Raw genomic sequence first — 16,538 nt, 5'->3', positions numbered from 1 at the left:
GGGATGCCAACTCTGCAACCAAGGAAATGGCGCTATAGCTGGGAATACGGCATGGAAAAGGTGTCCCCGTCCTCGATCTTCCCGCTCCTCAGCCCCTTGTTGAACCAGCGCATGCGCTGCTCCGAAGTGCCATGGGTGAAGGAATGAGGCACCACGCGGCCCTGCATCTTTTTCTGGATCGCATCGTCGCCGATCGCGTTTGCAGCGCGCATCGCCTCCTCGATGTCGCCCTTCTCCAGGTATTCGCTGTTGTGGTGTGCCCAGACGCCTGCCAGGAAATCCGCCTGCAGTTCCAGCCGCACGGACCATTCGTTGTAATCCGCTTGCCCGCGTTTCGCGGCGACCATCTCCGAGTATCCCAGCAATTTCTGGACATGGTGCCCCACTTCGTGCGCGATGACATACGCCTGGGCGAAATCCCCCGGCGCCTGGAAGGTCTTTGCGAGCTCGTCGTAAAATCCGAGGTCGATGTAAACCTTCATGTCGCCCGGGCAATAGAAGGGGCCCATCTCCGCGCTTCCGGCCCCGCAGGCGGTGTGTGTTCGCTCCCGGTAAACCTGCATCACCGGCTCGCGGTAGGTCTTGCCGATCCGGGAAAACTCCTCTTTCCAGACCTTCTCGGTGTCCGCCAGAACCACTTTCGCGAACTCGAACCTCTCCTGCTCCTGCGGGCTGATCTGCGCCGGGGACGAGGCCACTGGGCTGCCTCCCATCAACATATTGAGATCCACGATCCCCATTTTCCACAGCAGCAGGAAAGCGATCCCCGCGATCAGGATTCCCTTGATCCCGAATTTCCGCCCGATGAGGGAGAGCAATCCCATACCCATCCCGCCGCCGCGCATCCCCCCGCCGCCGGAGCTGCCGCGCGCATCCTCAACGTTCCTGCTGCCTTGCCTGCCTTTCCATTCCATGGGTGCTATATGGCCCGATTTCCCCCGGATAGGCAAGCGGGCTGATTTGTTGCGCGGTAAGTTTTTACGGGAACCGTTCCCCTGGCCGACCCCGGTGTGAGAGCGGCAGGGCGTCACCGAAGGTGTCTCGGGGTGTCGGGCAGCAGGATGCAACCCCTCCTTGGGGCTTACCCGAAGACCAGCGCGGTTCTCGATGTCGCGTAGATCTTCATAGGCCCGTCCCCGTCGATTGGATAATCCGCGGAGTGATCGATGCGGGCGTGGCCGCCGAATTTCGCCTGGTCGGAATCGAGGAGTAGCTTGTGGGTTTCCTTGCGGTAGGGGCTGATGGGGTAGCCGAAGGGCGATTTGTCCGGGGACAGGTTGATGACGAAGATGAGGTTCGCGCGCTCGGCGACGAGGATCTTGTTTTCATGGTCGACGTGGAGCAGCTGGGCGGGAGCCGATTCTAGGAGCTTGCGCTCCTTGGCGAGATTGACGAGGTCGCGGTCCCACTCGGCGAGCCAATGGTATTTCAGGGCCGGGTTATCTAACAGCGACCACTGGCGGCGGCAGTAGTGGTAGGACCAGCCGTTGCCCTCGCGGGGGAAATCGAGCCACTCTGGGTGGCCGAATTCGTTGCCCATGAAGGACAGCCAGCCCTCGCCGCCGAAGGCCATGGTGAGCAGGCGGATGATCTTGTGGAGGGCGATGCCGCGCTCGATGACAGGATGCTTGTCGTCCTTGCCCATGTGCCAGTACATCTCCTTGTCCATCAGCCAGAAGGCGAGGGTCTTGTCGCCGACGAGCGCCTGGTCGTGGCTTTCCGCGTAGGCGATGGTGGCCTCGCCGTGGCGGCGGTTGGTGAGGACGCCCCAGAGTTCGTCGAGGTTCCAGTCCTCGTCGCGGCTGTGCTTGAGGAGCTTGATCCAATGGTCCGGTATGCCCATCGCGAGGCGGTGGCTGAAACCGACGCCGCCCTCGGAATTCGGGCGGCAAAGGCCGGGCATCCCGGACATGTCCTCGGCGACGACGATGGCGCCGGGCCTGATCTCGGAAATGAGCTCGTTGGCGAGTTTCAGGTAAAGGATGGCCTCTTCGTCCGCGTCGTCGCCGAAGTAGTCGTCGTAGGAGCCGAAGGCGCGGTTGCCGTGGGAGTGGTAGAGCATCGAGGTGATGCCGTCGAAGCGGAAGCCGTCGAAGCGGTATTCCTCCAGCCAGAAGCGTACGTTGGAGAGCAGGAACTGCTTCACCTCCGGGCGGCCGTAGTCGAAGCATTTCGAGTCCCACTGCGGATGATCGCCTTTTCCTCCGGAGTGGAAATATTGGTGGCCGGAGCCGTCGAAATCGTTGAGCCCCTCCGACATGTTTTTGACCGAGTGGGAATGGACGATGTCGAGGATCATGGCGATGCCCATGCCGTGCGCCGTATCGACGAGGTATTTCAGATCCTCCGGGGTGCCGAAGCGCGAGCAGGCGGCGAAGAACGAGGACACATGGTAGCCGAAAGAGCCGTAGTAGGGGTGTTCCTGGACGGCCATGAGCTGGATCGTGTTGTAGCCGGCCTTTTTGACGCGGGGCAACACCTCGTCGGCGAACTCGCGGTAGGTGTGGACGCGCGGCTCCTCGCCCGCCATGCCGGTGTGGCTCTCGTAGATGAAAGGCGCGGTGACGGTCGAGGGATCGAACTCGTTTTTCCAAACGTAAGGCTCCGGCGGGTTCCAGATCTGGCCGGAGTAATCGTGGGTGAGGGGATCCTGCACAGCGCGCGTGATCGTGGCCGGGAGCCGGTCGCGGAGCGAATCGTCGGCGCCGTGGATGTGGAGCTTCACTTTTTCTCCGTGGGCGAGGGTCTCAGCGGGGAGTTTCAGCTCCCAGATGCCGCCGTCCTTTTTCTGCATCGGGTTCGCTCCGCGGTTCCAGTGGTTGAAATCACCGATAAGGGAAACGGCTTTCGCCTCGGGAGCCCATTCCCGCACCGTCCATTGGTTCTCCGCAGCCTTGAAATGGATGCCGCTGAACTTGTGGCCGCGGGCATGGGCGGAGAGCGAGCCGGACTTTTCCCGAATCTCGGCGAGTGCATCCTCGAAGCGGCGGGTTCGGCGGTTGATCGCCTCGGTTTGTGGCTCCAGCCACGGATCGTTCTGAACGATGATCGGGATGTCCGGCTTTTCTTCCATGCGGATGATTTAACGCGGGGCGGGAGCGCATGGGAAACGAAAAGGGTGGCAAAGGAATATGGAAAATGGGATCGCATCCCCAGCCATTTCCCCATCCTCCGAAAAACGGTTGCGGATCCCCTCTTCACATTGGATGTGCGGCGGCCAATTTGAAACTTGGATGTGCATCATGGAAGGATAGCCTCAGCCCATGTTCATCGGCGCGATCGAAACGCATTTCACGGGGCTGGATTGGGGAGTGGTGCTTTGCTACATGCTGCTGACCACCTGGATCGGCCATGCGCTCAGCGGAAAGAACGCGACGATCCGCGACTTCTTCCTCGGCGGCAGGTCGCTTCCGTGGTGGGCGGTGAGCGGCTCGATGATCGCCACCGAGATCAGCGCGCTGACTTTCATCGGCGTCCCGGGCGGGGTCTTCGCGCTCAACGGCGACTGGACATACCTGCAATGGGGGATCGGCTCCATCATCGCGCGCTTCGCGGTCGGATACTGGCTGGTGCCGCTGTATTTCAAGGAGGAGATCTACAGCCCCTACGACTACATGGGCGCCCGCCTCGGAGAGGGCGTGAAACGGCTTGTCACGGGGCTCTTCTCGCTGGGAGCCATCCTCGGGCAGAGCGTCAGGGTTCTTGTCACGGCTCTCATTTTGGAAACCGTCACCGGCCTTTCCACCGAGGCGTGCATCCTCTCCATCGGCGCGTTCGCAGTGGTGTGGACCCTGTTAGGCGGGATGCGCACCGTCATCTGGACGGATGTCATCCAGTTCGGCGTTTTCATTTTCGGCGGCCTGCTGGCCTTCGGCTGGCTGGTCGGCAACCTGGGCATGGATACGATCTGGCAAATCAACTCCGCGGCCGGGCCGGACGGCTCCGTAGACAAGCTCAGGATCTTCGATTTCACCTTCCCTTGGGACAGCCCCCTGCTGCACTACACCTTCTGGGTGGGTGTGGTCGCGATGCCGTTCCAGAACTTCGCCGCCTTCGGCACGGACCAGCTCAACGCCCAGCGCATCTTCTGCTGCGGCTCTGAAAAGGATGCGCGCAAGGCGGTGGTCTGGAGCAGTGTCTCCCTGCTGACAACCCTGCTGATGCTGGCCGTGGGTTCCGGGCTTTTCGCATGGTATGCGGTCAAGGGATTGTCCCCTGATGAGGCGTTGAAATTCGCGGAGAACCCGAACTTCGTATTCCCCGTCTGGATCACCACGGTGCTGCCGCCGGGCATCACCGGGCTCATCCTCGCGGGTGCCTTCGCGGCCGCGATCTCAAGCCTGGACTCCGTTCTGGCCGCACTTTCGCAGACATCGCTTTCCGCCATCTACGGGCGCGAGAGACTGGAGCATGAGGCGGACGGGAAACGGATGGTTTTCCGATCGCGCATGGCCGTGGTGATCTGGGCGCTGATCCTTTCCGGCGTGGCGATCCTGCTGGCCGGCGGCTACGCACAGAGCGAGAACAAGAACCTCATCGACCTCGCCTTCGGCATGGTCGCCTACACCTACGGGCCTTTGCTAGGTGTGCTGCTTGCCGCAATCCTGCCGGGCCGGAGGAGCGTCAGGGGCCTGTTTGTCGGCGTTGCCGCCTCGGTCCTCATCGTAGCCTGGATGCGGCCGGAGCTAGGTCAGATCCTCTCCGCCGTCGGGCTTGGGCACCTTGCGGACACTCTTTCCTCCTTCCGCCCCGGCATCGCTTTCCCATGGTTCTATCCGCTCAATGCGGCCATCACGTTCCTCTGCGGCATGCTTCCTCTCGGCGGGCACAGACCGATGGAATTCCGGTGACAGAGCCGTCACATCCGCTTCCCTTGCTTTTCAAGGGCTTACGCAAAGAACCAACTGATAGAAGGCATCTTTGCTTCGGAAAAGCTTACCAAACTTCGGGTCAAGTTTTAAAAAAATCATCCCGTGGAACGCTTGTGGAATGCGGCGGGAAACCCCTGCCTGTTAGAGCCGCCCCAAAAAGAATTCCGGAGCGGCTCATCACCCCCCATCTTTGCCGGACCGTTGCATTCGCGGAACCCGTGGGTGGGAGACGCAGGAATGCAACGCCTGAAGAAGAACATGAAACAAACACCACTGGAAGAAGAGGGACACATCCCTGCCGTCACGCAGCCGCAAACAGCCGGGCGCGGGGCGATCCATGATGGGGGTGAATGGGAAACGATTTCCGCAGCATTGCGCAAATCCATCGGGGCGGATGCCTTCCAGCGCTGGTTCGGCGCGGCCTCTTGGGGCGGCTCGGAGAACGGGCGCGGCACGGTCATCGTCCCCGGCGAGATCCACCAGGTCTGGATCGAGACCAACTACATGCCGGAGCTGCTTTGCGCAGCCGGTGTCGCCCAGGAAGGGATCCACCGCATCGGGATCGAGGTCGCGGAGCATGCCGAAGGCGCTGCGGAAAACCACGTGTCCGAACACCGCTCATCCGCACCACAAGTCCGTACGGAGCTGCCCGGCGATATTCTCGACAAGCGGGCCAAAGCGGCCGGCCTCAACCCGGAATACTCCTTTGCAAGCTTCGTCGTGGGAAGCAACAGCCAGTTCGCACACGCGGCCTGCGAGGCGGTGGCTGCGAAAAAAAGCGTCGGTTACAACCCGCTCTTCATCCACGGTGGCTCCGGACTCGGCAAGACCCACCTGATGCACGCCATAGGCCGGGAAATCCTCCGCCGCCGTCCCGACGCCCGTGTCATCTATCTCACCTGCGAGAGATTCACCAACGAGTTCATCGAGGCCATCCGCAAGGGAGACATCGAGAAGTTCCGCAGGCGCTATCGCAGCTCAGACGTCCTTCTCATCGACGACGTCCAGTTCCTCGCCGGCAAGGAGCGCTCGCAGGAGGAGTTCTTCCACACCTTCAACACCCTGCTCGACGGCCGCAACCAGGTCGTCCTGACAAGCGACCGCCCCGCCTGCGAGATCAAGAGCATCGAGCCGCGGCTCATCTCGCGCTTCGAGTGCGGCCTCGCCGTCGAGCTCCAGCCGCCGCAACTCGAGACGCGCATGGCCATCCTGAAAAAGAAATCGCTCGAGTGGAAGGTCACCGTGGATGATTCCGTGATCGAGTTCCTCGCCGAAAAGATCCGCTCCAACGTGCGCCGCCTCGAGGGTGCCCTCGTCCGCGTGGCCACCTTCGCCTCGCTCGCCGGGGAAAGCGTCTCCGTGCAGAAAGTGGAGCACCTGTTGCGCGATTTCATCCAGGAGGAGGCCAGCCGCCAGGTGACCATCGACGGCATCCAGCGAGCCGTTGCGGAAACCTTCGACGTCCGCATGGCGGACATGATCTCACGGCGCCGCCCCGCCAGCATCGCCTTCCCGCGCCAGATCGCCATGTATCTGAGCCGCAGCATGACCCACAGCTCCCTGGTGGAGATCGGCGAATCCTTCGGCGGCAGGGATCACGGCACGGTCATCCACGCCTGCAAGAAAGTGGCCTCCGAGATCGCGAAACAGCCAGGCCTGCGGGAGAGGATAGAGCGTATCGAGGGACAGCTGCGCAGGTAGCGGATGCCGTAAAAATGACGGATTCCTTTGACTCCTCCAGCCAAGGTGTCAGTGTTTTCGGTGGTAGGGGCATCTTGCCCGCCACCTAAACCAAGAAACATCATGAAAGCAAACATCATCAGTGCAGCCATTGCACTACCACTCGTATTCGCGCTCGCATCATGCGAGAAACCAACCGTCACGGAAGAAATGTCCTCGGGTGCCGACAAGGTTGCCGAGGGAGTCAAAGAAATGGCCGATACCGCTGCGGAAGAAGTCAAGGAAGCCGCAGCAGAAGCGGGCGAAGCCGCCGAAGGCGCCGCTGACAGCGCCGCGGAAGCCGTCGAAGAGGCCAAGGACGATGCGTCCGATGCCGCTTCCGGTGCCGTTGAAGGCGCCGTCGAAGGTGCCGTTGACGCAGCCGAGGAAGCCGGTGCGGATGCCGCTGAGGCAGCAAAGAAAGCCCTTGAGGCGGTCACTCCTCCGGAGGAGTAACCTGACAATATCCCCACCACGGGATACCCTGACCCCGCTCATCCCATGTGGATTTGCCGGGGTTTTTTCTTTCCATGGCAAAGCCTGCAATCAGTCCATCGCAGCCAGCTTATCGAGATACGCGATGCTATAGATGCCGGTGCCGTGGCCGTCGGCCCAGAAAAGCTGCAGGCCATAGCCGCCGACAAGCTCAAAGCGCTTCAGCGAGAAAGCCCCAGCGCCATGCTCGACAACGGGCCGCCTCACCCGTCCCATGGCATCCGGCTCTCCCTGGCACTGGGCGCAAGGGCAGGCTCTCCTCATCATCGCAAGGGACAGGTACATCTCGCTCCCATCGCTGAAAGCGAGCGCTAGCTCCTCGCCGATCACACATGCATTCCGCAGGTTTTTCATGGTCATGTCATCCAAGCTCCCCCTCCACCTTGTGCTCCCTCTTTCCGAAAATCGCGGAGCCGACCCGTACATGCGTGGCCCCCTCCTCCACCGCCACCGGGAAATCACCGCTCATGCCCATGCTCAGGAAAGGCAGCTTTGCGGAAAACGAGGATTCTAGCCCGTCCCTCAACTCGCGCAGCCCGCGGAACCAGTGCCTTGAATCCTCCGCACGGCCAGCAGCGGGCGGGATGGACATCAAGCCCACGACATCGATGTTGCGCAGTGCCATGATCGCCGGGAAATCCGCGCGAAGCGCCCCGGCTGCGAAGCCGCCCTTGGATTCCTCCCCCGCCTGATCGACCTGAAGGAAAACCTTGGGACGCAGCCCGAGATCCGCCGCCACGCCATCGATGTACGTGGCCAGCCTCAGGGAATCCACCGCATGTATATATTGGAAAAGGGGCAGGATCTTGCGCACCTTGTTACGCTGCACCCTGCCGATGAAATGCCATTCAAGATCCGCAGGGAACGAGGGGATCTTGGCCTCCGCCTCCTGCAGCCTGCTCTCGCCGAAAGCGCATTGCCCCGCTTCTGCGGCAACGCGGATATCCTCCACAGGAAAGGTCTTTGAAACCGCGACAAGCCGGGCGGAGCCCGGATCACGCCCCGCGTCCCGGCAAGCGGAGGAGATCCTTTCCCTGATCTCGGCAAGCTGTCCCGGGATTGCAGACATCAGCGCTCCCTGGCATCGCCCTTGAGCAGGCCGACCATCTTCGCCTTTTCCGTCTCATCGACAAGATCCCGGAGGATGTGCATCGCCTCGCGCTTCTCCGGGTTCAGGCCGGACGGCCACTTCGGCGTGTCGTCGAGGCTGTCTGTCGCATCCACGGCGCGGCGCATGTAATCCGCGTTTTCCTTGGACGGGTCATAGGCCTTCAAATCCGCACCCTTCTCCAGGTCGTCCAGGGTGAGCTTGTAGAAGGTCAGCCGTTTTTCGTCCTGGGCGGAAATCTCCGCGAACCGCGCAAGACGCTCCGCATTGCGCTCCTTCTTCTGGACATCCGCCTCCGCCAATTCCTTCTCACGGGCTGCCTTGTTGAGCGACACCGTGTTTTCCTTGATACGCTCCTTGGCCTTGATCACGTCCTCGATCACGTAGGTGAAGTCCCGGCACGCGGCGACACGCTCTTGGCTGAGCTCCTTCAGCCTGGGCAGGAAAAGCGCCTGCGGATCCAGCGCCCTGAAGTCAGCCGCCGGCCTGATCCTGTCGTGCGGCAGGGCGTTCTCCAGATGCGCCTCGCCGATGTCGATCGCGTCCATGATGCTCGGCAAGGTGATGTTGGGCACCACCCCATCCATCTGCGTCGAGGAACCGGACGGGCGGTAGAACTTCTGGATCGTCACCTTGAGGAAGCCCGCCTTGTCGCGGACGGCGAAGAGCGGCAGCATCCTGCCGATGTCCATCGGCTGCTGCACGGTTCCCTTGCCGAAGGTCGAGGAATCCCCGACGACGACCGCGCGGTTGTAATCCTGCAGGGCGCCGGCAAGGATCTCGCTGGCGGAGGCGCTGCTCTTGTCGATCATCACCACCATGGGGCCGCCGTAGATGGGCTTGCCGCCGTCGGAATCCTTCACCTGCACCTGGCCGAGCGTATTCTTCACCTGCACCACCGGGCCTGCCGGCACGAAGAAGCCAGTCATCCTGCGCACTTCCTCGAGCGATCCCCCGCCGTTGTTGCGCAGGTCGAAGATCAGGCCGTCCATCTTACCCTCCATCAGGCGCATGAGGATGCGCTCCACATCCACCGAGCAGCGTGTCAGACCCTCGTCGAAATCCGCGTAGAAGGAAGGCAGCGTGATGACGCCGATCCTGCGAACCTCTCCCTTTGCGTTTTTCATCTCAATGAGTTCGCCGCTGGCCTGCTCGTCCTTCAGCTCCACCTTGTCGCGCTCTATGACGACGATCTTGGTTGCTCCCGGGGCGCCTCCGGAAGGCTCCACCTTGAGCCCAACCTCGGTGCCCTGCTTGCCGCGGATGAGCTCGACCACCTTGTCGATGGGCATGAACATGATGTCCGTCATGCCCTCCGCCGTGCCGCTGTTCACCGTGTCCACGCCGACGACTCGGTCGTTGAGCTTCAGGGAACCCTGCTTGTCCGCCGGGCCGCCGACAACGATGCCCTTGATGATGGTCGCACCGTCCTCTTCCGCCTGCAGGAGGGCGCCGATTCCGACGAGCTCGTTCTTCATGTCGCCCTTGAAACGGTTCATCTCCCGGTAGCTCATGTAATCCGTGTGCGGATCGTAGGCGCGGGCGACGGCGCTGAGGAAATAGTTCGCGACATCCTCGTCGTCCGCGTCATTGATGCTCGCGAGGAGGCGCTTGTACCGGAGGGAGACTTTCTTGCGCGGATCCATGTCGTCCGCACCGGGATCCGGCTTGCCCTGCTCATTGGCCATCTTCGTGATCAGCTCGCGGCGCAGCGTTTCCGACAGAACGGCCTCCTTGATCTGGCGCGTCCAGATCAACTCAGCCTCCGCCTCGTCGGCGGGCCACGCGGCGTCCTTGCGTGACATCATCACGCTGTCCTGGCCGGTGAAATCGAACTCCCCTGCCAGCAATTCCTGCGCAAGCGCAACCCGCTCCCCGACACGCTGCCTGTATAGGGCATAGATCTCGGTGGCCGGTTCCATGCTGTTGCCCTGCAGCAAAAGGGTGTGCAGCCGCTCCCCGTACTTGTTTCGGAAACCGTCCACATCCTGCTGCGTGAAATACAGTTTCTGGAAATCCAGATCCTTGAGGTAATCGTCGAAAAACTTGCCGCTCAGCTCCGCATTGTACGGAAGCCGTGCGAAGTGGCTGTTCTGGAGCATGATGGCCATCTGCCGACCCACCTCGTTGAAATCCGCCTGCTGCTGGGCGCAGGCCGGGTTGGAGAGGGCGACGATGCCGATTGCGAGGGTCGCGTTGCGGAGCCAAGGGGTGATCATGATGTGTTAGCGTCGGTGAGGTGACTATGTCGCCTGTAAATTGCCACACATCAACCTCTTGTCGATTCAGAAATCCCGGAAGGGCTGGGGGCGGCGATCACCAATCGGCGTAATCCGACGGGATGTGGCCGCCGGAGGAGGAAAGCGAGCAGCCGAGGTAAAGCTCGCCGACGGGTGGGATGGTATCGATCCCGAAGGCGCCGCCGTAGGTGTAATTCCCGGAGGAGGGGCAGGTCGGGGTTTTTTCCACGAATCTCCCAAGGCCGACAACCCTCATCTGCAGCCCTGCGACATTCTGGCCGGGGCTGTAGCCATACATGTTTGAGAAACTCCTAACGCCTTTCTGGACATTCTGGATGTTGATGATGCACAGAGTCCTGTCAGATCCCCTCTTCCACGCCTGCGCCCCAACGAAAAGAATGGAAATGAGCGATAGCAGGACAAGGATGACTACGGTGAGTTCAAGCAGCGTCATTCCCCTGGGGCAACGACTTGCATGGAGTCTGGATCTGCAACGGTTCTTGGATGGGTTGGTCATCATGTTTGGGGGGTTGGCAGAGACCAGGCTGACGTTTTTTTAAAAAAGTTCAAGCTGAATTGATGTTTTCAGCTAATTTATTTTCAATAGATCCACTTGCTTCATTCGATCGAAGCTTTTTTAAACCCATCGAACAGCGCCCTGAGTTCCTCCAGCCTGTCTTTTCCGACGAATCTCCCCAATCTCTCGAAAGAGGTTTCGTTGAGGAAATTCCTTGTCCGCGTATCTTCCGAAAACAGGTCGATTTCCGGAAGCAGCCGGGCACCCGCAGCGGTCACCACGATGGGAATGAAGGCATGGCGTGCCTTATCCCCATCAGCCTGCCGTAGCGTAGCCGCCGCCCACGATGCGGAGCGGTGGATCGCACCGGGTTTCCATGAACCTTCCTTGTACGACGAAAGGTCATAGCTTAGGTTACGCAAGGCTTTCATGGGGATCTCCCCTTCCCTGCCGAGCCATGCGGAAAGCGAAAGCGCCCGACGAATGTCCTTGCTCTCCAGGGCGCCCATCCAATCCGCCAGAACGCTGCGGATCTCCTCATCGCTGGCCACACGCCCGAAATCGATGCTACCGAGGGGGGTGCCGGACTTCATCAGCTCGGTGCGCCAGGACTTCCGCCATCCGCCTTCGCCCGCCTTCGCCCATTCCGAAAGGGCCCGATGATCCTCCATGCCATCCGAAGGGACGATGCCGGGGCACCACAACCAGCCATCCGCGGATTTCCTGAAAAATAGGGTGACCGGCTCGAAGCGGTCCGGATCCGCCACGGAAAACCATTGGAACACGGCGGCGGCGGAGTCCCCCTCTTCCCGGAAGCCCAGCTCCAGCGGCATGCGCAGCGCGCCGGACCCGTGAACCTTCCACCACAGCTTGGCCGCATCGGAGCAGGCGATCCGGCCTTCCTTTCCCTGTCTGCCGAAGTCCACTCGCCTCAGCGTCTCGCGGAGGGTCCCGGACTTCAGCGAGGCCATCACGCCATCCGCCGCTTCGCGCGCGCCGGGTGCATGGATGGCCGGATCGAGCTCGCGCAGCCGCTTGGGGAAAAGATCCATCAGGTCCGCATCAAGATCATCCCCGTCCTCGGAAAAGTCCGCATTCCCCGAAAGCAGCGAGGAAGGCAGTTCCAGCCGCCATTGGCCGGAGCCGTCCTTTTCGACATCGATGAAAAGCAGCCGTATCCTGCCCATGGTTCCGGGGAACCCTGGCATGGACGGATCGAGGCAGGCGATGGTCAGCATGCCGCTCTTCCCATCCCTCTCCTCAAAGAGCGGGATGCGCACCACCTCGGGATCCGCCAGCAGGCGCCAGGCTCCCCGCGATTCGACGGCATGCCGAGATGCGGCGAGGCGCGCCGGCCAATCCTGCGGAAACGGATCCGAAAGGCCGCCCAGGAAACCGAGGATCGCCGCCCTGTCCTTCGCGGCGCAGGCATCCAGGAAAGCCTGCGAGATCGTACCGAGATCATCCCCCTCCAGGTGCTCTCCGACGATGCTCTCACGGATGCGCTGTCTCATGCGCAATGTGGAATCCGCCATCATCCCGCCGAGATCGGTGACCCGTTTTTCCATCATCCAGCCCTCGAGACGCGAAAGCTTTTCCCGGATCGGCAGCGTATAGGCGGCGACGGCATTCTCATAGGATGCGAGCACGGGGGCTGGCAGCCATGCTGCGCCGACCTTCACCAGCGCCACCGGATAGACCTGCATTTCCGAGGAATCGAACAACGCGGGTTTGCGCACGATCACTGCGGCAAAGCCGTCGTCCTCCATCACCTCGCCGAGCTCCAGCACAGCCCCGCCCAGATCCTCGTCCAGCCTCTCGATCCCCTTGCGTATTGACCTGAGCTTGCCTTGCGCAGTGCCTGGCTGAAGCGCGGTGTCACCGCCGGGTTCGAGGTTCAGCCCGCCCTCCCTCACCTTTTCCAGGAAATCCAGGGCGGCCTCGCCCGGCCCGGCCGCATGGGCTGATGCGTGGGCGAAACCCAATAGAAGGCATGTGAGGATGCATTTCACTCGCGGCAAGCATGCATGCAGCCTGCCGCCTTTGGAAGCGCCGATTGCCTTGCGGGGCGGGAAACTCAGAGCCGGGAAGCCGGCTCCGCGATGGGGAAGCTGTCCATCACCAGCGAGACCAGGCCCCTGCCGCCCGCAGAGAGCGTGGTGTTCGCGCCCTCGCCTGTGAGCAGCCCGCGGGTCAGCCAGCGTTGCGGAATTTCCGATGGCCTGAGATGGGAGACGACCGGAGCCTCCACCGGGCTTGCGGACGGGGTGAAGGAAACCACATGCCCTGTCGCCGCGAAGCCGATCTCCCAAGAAACCGGAACCGACGCACCCTCGCGCCGCATCCACGGGTAGCGCTGGAGGAACTCGGGCTCGGCGGGACCGGCCGGCACCCTCACCTTGAACTGCACCGGACGGCCCAGGACGAACTCGCTGAACCTGAGTTCCGGGTTCTCCCTGTGCGCCAGGAAAAACCCCGCCACATCGACACCCGCGATGTTCATGCCGTTGAAATTGCCGTGGTAGTTGGCGCTGCCGAAATTCTCGTTGTGCCATGATTGGTAATTCATCGACATCAGCAGGCCCAGCTCAAGGTGGACATGCGCCCTGGTGCGGTTCAGACCAGCTCCGGTGTAACCCATGCGCCCGAGGACGGAACCCGCCTTGACGGGATCACCCACCTTGGCCGTGATTTCCGCAAGGTGCGCGTAGAGGGAATACACCTTCGAGTTTTCCCAATCGTGGGCGACGACCACATACTTGCCGTAGTTGCTGCGGCCCGACACCAGGCTGGTGTGGGCGACCTCCCCAGCCGCGATGGCCATCACGAGATCCAGGGGGTTGCCCGCCTTGTCGCGCCGCACCGGGGCGATGTCTATCCCTTCGTGAAACCGGCTCATCACCACGTTCCCGCCCACACGGACCGGCGACCGGACGTATCCGAAGGAGCCGCCTTCCCATGGCTTGCTGGTCTCCCCCTCGAAGATGCGGTCCACATACATGTAGAATTTCTCGGGCTCGCCGCTGAAGAGGTGCGCGTTCTCCGTGGGCAGCGAGAGAACAAGAGGCTCCGCGCAAACGGCAAAGCTGAGCGCGGCCCAGGTTGCAAGGGTCTGGCTTTTCATCACGGTTTCAGTCTTTCCTTGCCGCTATCCTTGGCAGTGTTTCGTCGAGCTGCTCGATCTCCTTGATGGAAAAGTTCCTCCAGACCACGATGATCCCGTCATCGACGGGTGCGTCGATGACAACTCCGTCGATGATCTTTCCGAAGGCGAGGCACACCAGCCATTTTCCCTGGTTCGCGTTGGTCACGGCCGCGAAGCGTTTCGCGGCGTTACCCTTGAGCTGGAACATGGCTCCGTAGGATGCCTGGTCTTCCGCAGGGAAGGGCGAAAACGCCGCGAAGTCCTTCGAGGTGATCTCCGGGATCCTCCGGAAAAACCGCTGCTTGCCCATGACCCCGTGCGGGAAGATCATCTTCGGGTTGTCCGTGCCCTCCGTCTCGATGTGGAACGAGACCTTCGCTGGCTCCCCCTTGTTGCCACCCGCACTCGCCGGGCCTGCGCAAAGGAAGAGGGCAACGATCCATGCGGCGTGGTATTTCATGCGCGCAGCAAAACACATCCCGGCGGGCATGGAAGCAAAAAGCGGGAAGCCATAGGCTTCCCGCTTTTGTTTCGAAACATCAGGAACAACGCGAACAGCCTTTTGTGCCCCGGAGGGCAGTCTGTGCTGTTTGCGGTGGTATGGTTATTTCTTCTTAGCGGCCTTTTTTGCCGGTGCCTTCTTGGCCGGTGCCTTTTTTGCCGGTGCCTTCTTGGCGGCGGCCTTCTTGGCAGGCGCTTTCTTGGCCACGACTTTCTTCGCCGCCTTCTTCGCTACCTTCTTGGCGCTTTTCGCCACCTTCTTTGCCGCTTTCTTGGCCGGAGCCTTCTTCACCGCGGCTTTCTTGGCCGGGGCTTTCTTAGCGGGTGCTTTCTTGGCCGCCTTTTTCACTGCCTTCTTGGGTGCGGCTTTTTTGGCCGGCGCCTTCTTGGCAACTTTCTTGGCGGTTTTCTTCGCGGGTTTGGCCGCGGCCTTCTTTACTGTTTTTTTTGCAGCCATGGTTTTGTGTCGTTGGAGTTCGCGTTCGATGTTTGTTTTCTCTTCCGGTGTCAATGTACCGGCGGAGAGGGTAGCGAGAACAGCCTCACCGAGGCGTCCTCCAAAAGCGTTCGTGATGAAGTCGTCCATGGCGCGGCGCACGATGACTTCCTGGGAATAGGCGGGCTCGTAGGTGTGCGCCCTGCCGGATCGGATGCGCCTCACGAGCTTCTTGCGCTCCAGGCTCTGCATCACGGAGAGCACCGTCGTGTAGGCCCGCTCCCTGCCGTCTGGCAGGGCCCCATGCACTACGTTCACCGTAGATGGCCCTTCGTGCCAGAGCACGGAGAGCGCCTGGAGCTCGAGGTTCGATGGATGGGATGGCGTTACCATTGGGCGCTTGCTTCTCTTGGTTACGAGAAAACTAGTATTTCATGTTTCCGTCAAGATAAATTACGGAATTCCTAAATAAATTTCTCGTCCCGTTCCCGCACCGCGAAGCCCCCTGTTACTGGATTCGCAGTATTACTAGATTCATAGTATTCAATCCTCGGCGCGCATCTCGGGGCGGGCGATCTCCGGATTGATCCTTTCCAGCGCCTCCCAGAACTCGCCGTCCGTCGGATGGCCGTTGAAAAGGATGCGGCCGTCCGGCGAGACCAGCACTACGGCGGGGACGCTCTGCACCCTGAGCTTCGCGCTGAGGGGGTTTTTCACCGTGTCCACGATCCATGCCCCCTGGAGTTTCTTGCCGGTCGCGGCGAGCATCGCCCTGGCATCCGCGATGACTTTGTCCGAGGTCTCGGGAAGGACGGACGCGACGGCGACATCATTCGCGGCCAGGTGTTCCGCGGTGATGAGGAAGTCGGCCAGGGTAGCCTCGCACTCCCTGCTCCATGGGGACCAGAAGTGGAGCAGCATCCCTTTCCTTGTTCCGAGGATCGTGCCGAAATCCGTGGGCTTTCCCGTCAGCGTGTCGGTGTAGCCTTTCCCGAAATCGACCCTCACCGCCTTCATCGCATCCATGAGGCGGATGCGGTCGATGTGGGGTGCGAAGGCCGCACCTTGCCTCGGGCTGAGCCAGAAGGCCTCCGTGATGTGTTTCTTGAAACCGTCCTTGTCGCCCTTCTCCAGGGCGGCGAGCGCCTGCACGTATTCGGTGACCGCCAGCCAGTCATCCGCGCTGCCGAAGATCTCGGAGTCCGTCAGGCTGAACTTGTCCTTGAGCGCAAGGAACTGTGGCAGGAGCGCGGCGATTTCGGCATCCTCGGCACGGTCGACGTGGAAGAGGAAGCGCGCCTCAAGGATGGCCTGTTCGGATACGCCGAGTGCGCGCGCCGCGGCCGCCGCCTTTTCGAGGGCTTCGGGCGATTCCCTTTCCGAGAGGAGTTGCTCGACGGCATCCTCCCTGGGGGTCATCGGGGTTTCCGCAGACGGCTCGGGCTGGGCGCAGAGCAATGCGGCGCATAGCGGGATGCCAGCGAGAGCCGAACGGAGGGGCATGGG

The 16,538-nt window shown here is 61.6% G+C and carries 14 protein-coding genes; 3 read left to right on the top strand and 11 right to left on the bottom strand.

From position 1 onward, the window contains the following. Positions 1 to 32 precede the first annotated feature (32 nt). The gene (locus tag HZ994_13165; protein ID QTN33222.1) at positions 33 to 914 is read right to left on the bottom strand and encodes a neutral zinc metallopeptidase; all 882 of its coding nucleotides are present in this window, start codon (positions 912 to 914) and stop codon (positions 33 to 35) included. A gap of 167 nt (positions 915 to 1,081) precedes the next feature. Further along, positions 1,082 to 3,073, bottom strand: coding sequence for an alpha amylase C-terminal domain-containing protein (locus HZ994_13160; GenBank protein QTN33221.1), 1,992 nt, complete (start codon positions 3,071 to 3,073; stop codon positions 1,082 to 1,084). Between the two features lie 190 nt (positions 3,074 to 3,263). Here HZ994_13160 and HZ994_13155 point away from each other — a divergent pair, with 190 nt between their 5' ends. From HZ994_13155 to HZ994_13145, 3 genes are all read left to right on the top strand, one after another. Further along, complete coding sequence (locus HZ994_13155) at positions 3,264 to 4,850, top strand: sodium/solute symporter (GenBank protein QTN33220.1); 1,587 nt, start codon at positions 3,264 to 3,266, stop codon at positions 4,848 to 4,850. Between the two features lie 279 nt (positions 4,851 to 5,129). Next, positions 5,130 to 6,572 carry a chromosomal replication initiator protein DnaA gene (dnaA, locus tag HZ994_13150; GenBank protein QTN33219.1) on the top strand — a complete coding sequence of 481 codons (1,443 nt, stop codon included), beginning with the start codon at positions 5,130 to 5,132 and terminating at the stop codon, positions 6,570 to 6,572. A 102-nt stretch (positions 6,573 to 6,674) separates the two neighbouring features. Continuing rightward, positions 6,675 to 7,046 carry a hypothetical protein gene (locus HZ994_13145; GenBank protein ID QTN33218.1) on the top strand — a complete coding sequence of 124 codons (372 nt, stop codon included), beginning with the start codon at positions 6,675 to 6,677 and terminating at the stop codon, positions 7,044 to 7,046. A gap of 90 nt (positions 7,047 to 7,136) precedes the next feature. Here the strand turns inward: HZ994_13145 and HZ994_13140 are convergent, their stop codons facing one another. The 9 genes from HZ994_13140 to HZ994_13100 form a co-directional block, all read right to left on the bottom strand. After that, complete coding sequence (locus HZ994_13140; protein ID QTN33217.1) at positions 7,137 to 7,445, bottom strand: DUF971 domain-containing protein; 309 nt, start codon at positions 7,443 to 7,445, stop codon at positions 7,137 to 7,139. A 1-nt stretch (position 7,446) separates the two neighbouring features. After that, complete coding sequence (locus HZ994_13135; protein QTN33216.1) at positions 7,447 to 8,154, bottom strand: YggS family pyridoxal phosphate-dependent enzyme; 708 nt, start codon at positions 8,152 to 8,154, stop codon at positions 7,447 to 7,449. Beyond that, positions 8,154 to 10,412: a carboxy terminal-processing peptidase gene (locus tag HZ994_13130; protein QTN33215.1), complete on the bottom strand. Its 2,259-nt coding sequence runs from the start codon at positions 10,410 to 10,412 to the stop codon at positions 8,154 to 8,156. Before HZ994_13130 ends, HZ994_13135 begins: the two co-directional genes overlap by 1 nt. A 97-nt stretch (positions 10,413 to 10,509) precedes the next feature. Next, complete coding sequence (locus tag HZ994_13125; GenBank protein ID QTN33214.1) at positions 10,510 to 10,887, bottom strand: hypothetical protein; 378 nt, start codon at positions 10,885 to 10,887, stop codon at positions 10,510 to 10,512. Positions 10,888 to 11,051: 164 nt separating this feature from the next. After that, entirely contained in the window at positions 11,052 to 12,962 is a 1,911-nt protein-coding gene (locus tag HZ994_13120; protein ID QTN33213.1) for a hypothetical protein, read from the bottom strand. Positions 12,963 to 13,027: 65 nt separating this feature from the next. Continuing rightward, positions 13,028 to 14,077, bottom strand: coding sequence for a M23 family metallopeptidase (locus tag HZ994_13115; protein QTN33212.1), 1,050 nt, complete (start codon positions 14,075 to 14,077; stop codon positions 13,028 to 13,030). A 4-nt stretch (positions 14,078 to 14,081) separates the two neighbouring features. Beyond that, positions 14,082 to 14,555, bottom strand: coding sequence for a hypothetical protein (locus HZ994_13110; GenBank protein QTN33211.1), 474 nt, complete (start codon positions 14,553 to 14,555; stop codon positions 14,082 to 14,084). 144 nt (positions 14,556 to 14,699) lie between these two features. After that, the gene (locus HZ994_13105; protein QTN33210.1) at positions 14,700 to 15,425 is read right to left on the bottom strand and encodes a BlaI/MecI/CopY family transcriptional regulator; all 726 of its coding nucleotides are present in this window, start codon (positions 15,423 to 15,425) and stop codon (positions 14,700 to 14,702) included. A gap of 150 nt (positions 15,426 to 15,575) precedes the next feature. Next, the gene (locus HZ994_13100; GenBank protein QTN33209.1) at positions 15,576 to 16,535 is read right to left on the bottom strand and encodes a hypothetical protein; all 960 of its coding nucleotides are present in this window, start codon (positions 16,533 to 16,535) and stop codon (positions 15,576 to 15,578) included. Between the last annotated feature and the right edge of the window lie 3 nt (positions 16,536 to 16,538).

This window comes from Akkermansiaceae bacterium, assembly GCA_017798145.1.
Classification (GTDB): domain Bacteria; phylum Verrucomicrobiota; class Verrucomicrobiia; order Verrucomicrobiales; family Akkermansiaceae; genus Luteolibacter.
The sequence above is the reverse complement of the archived record's forward strand: the minus strand, read 5'-3'. Positions and strand labels throughout refer to the sequence as shown.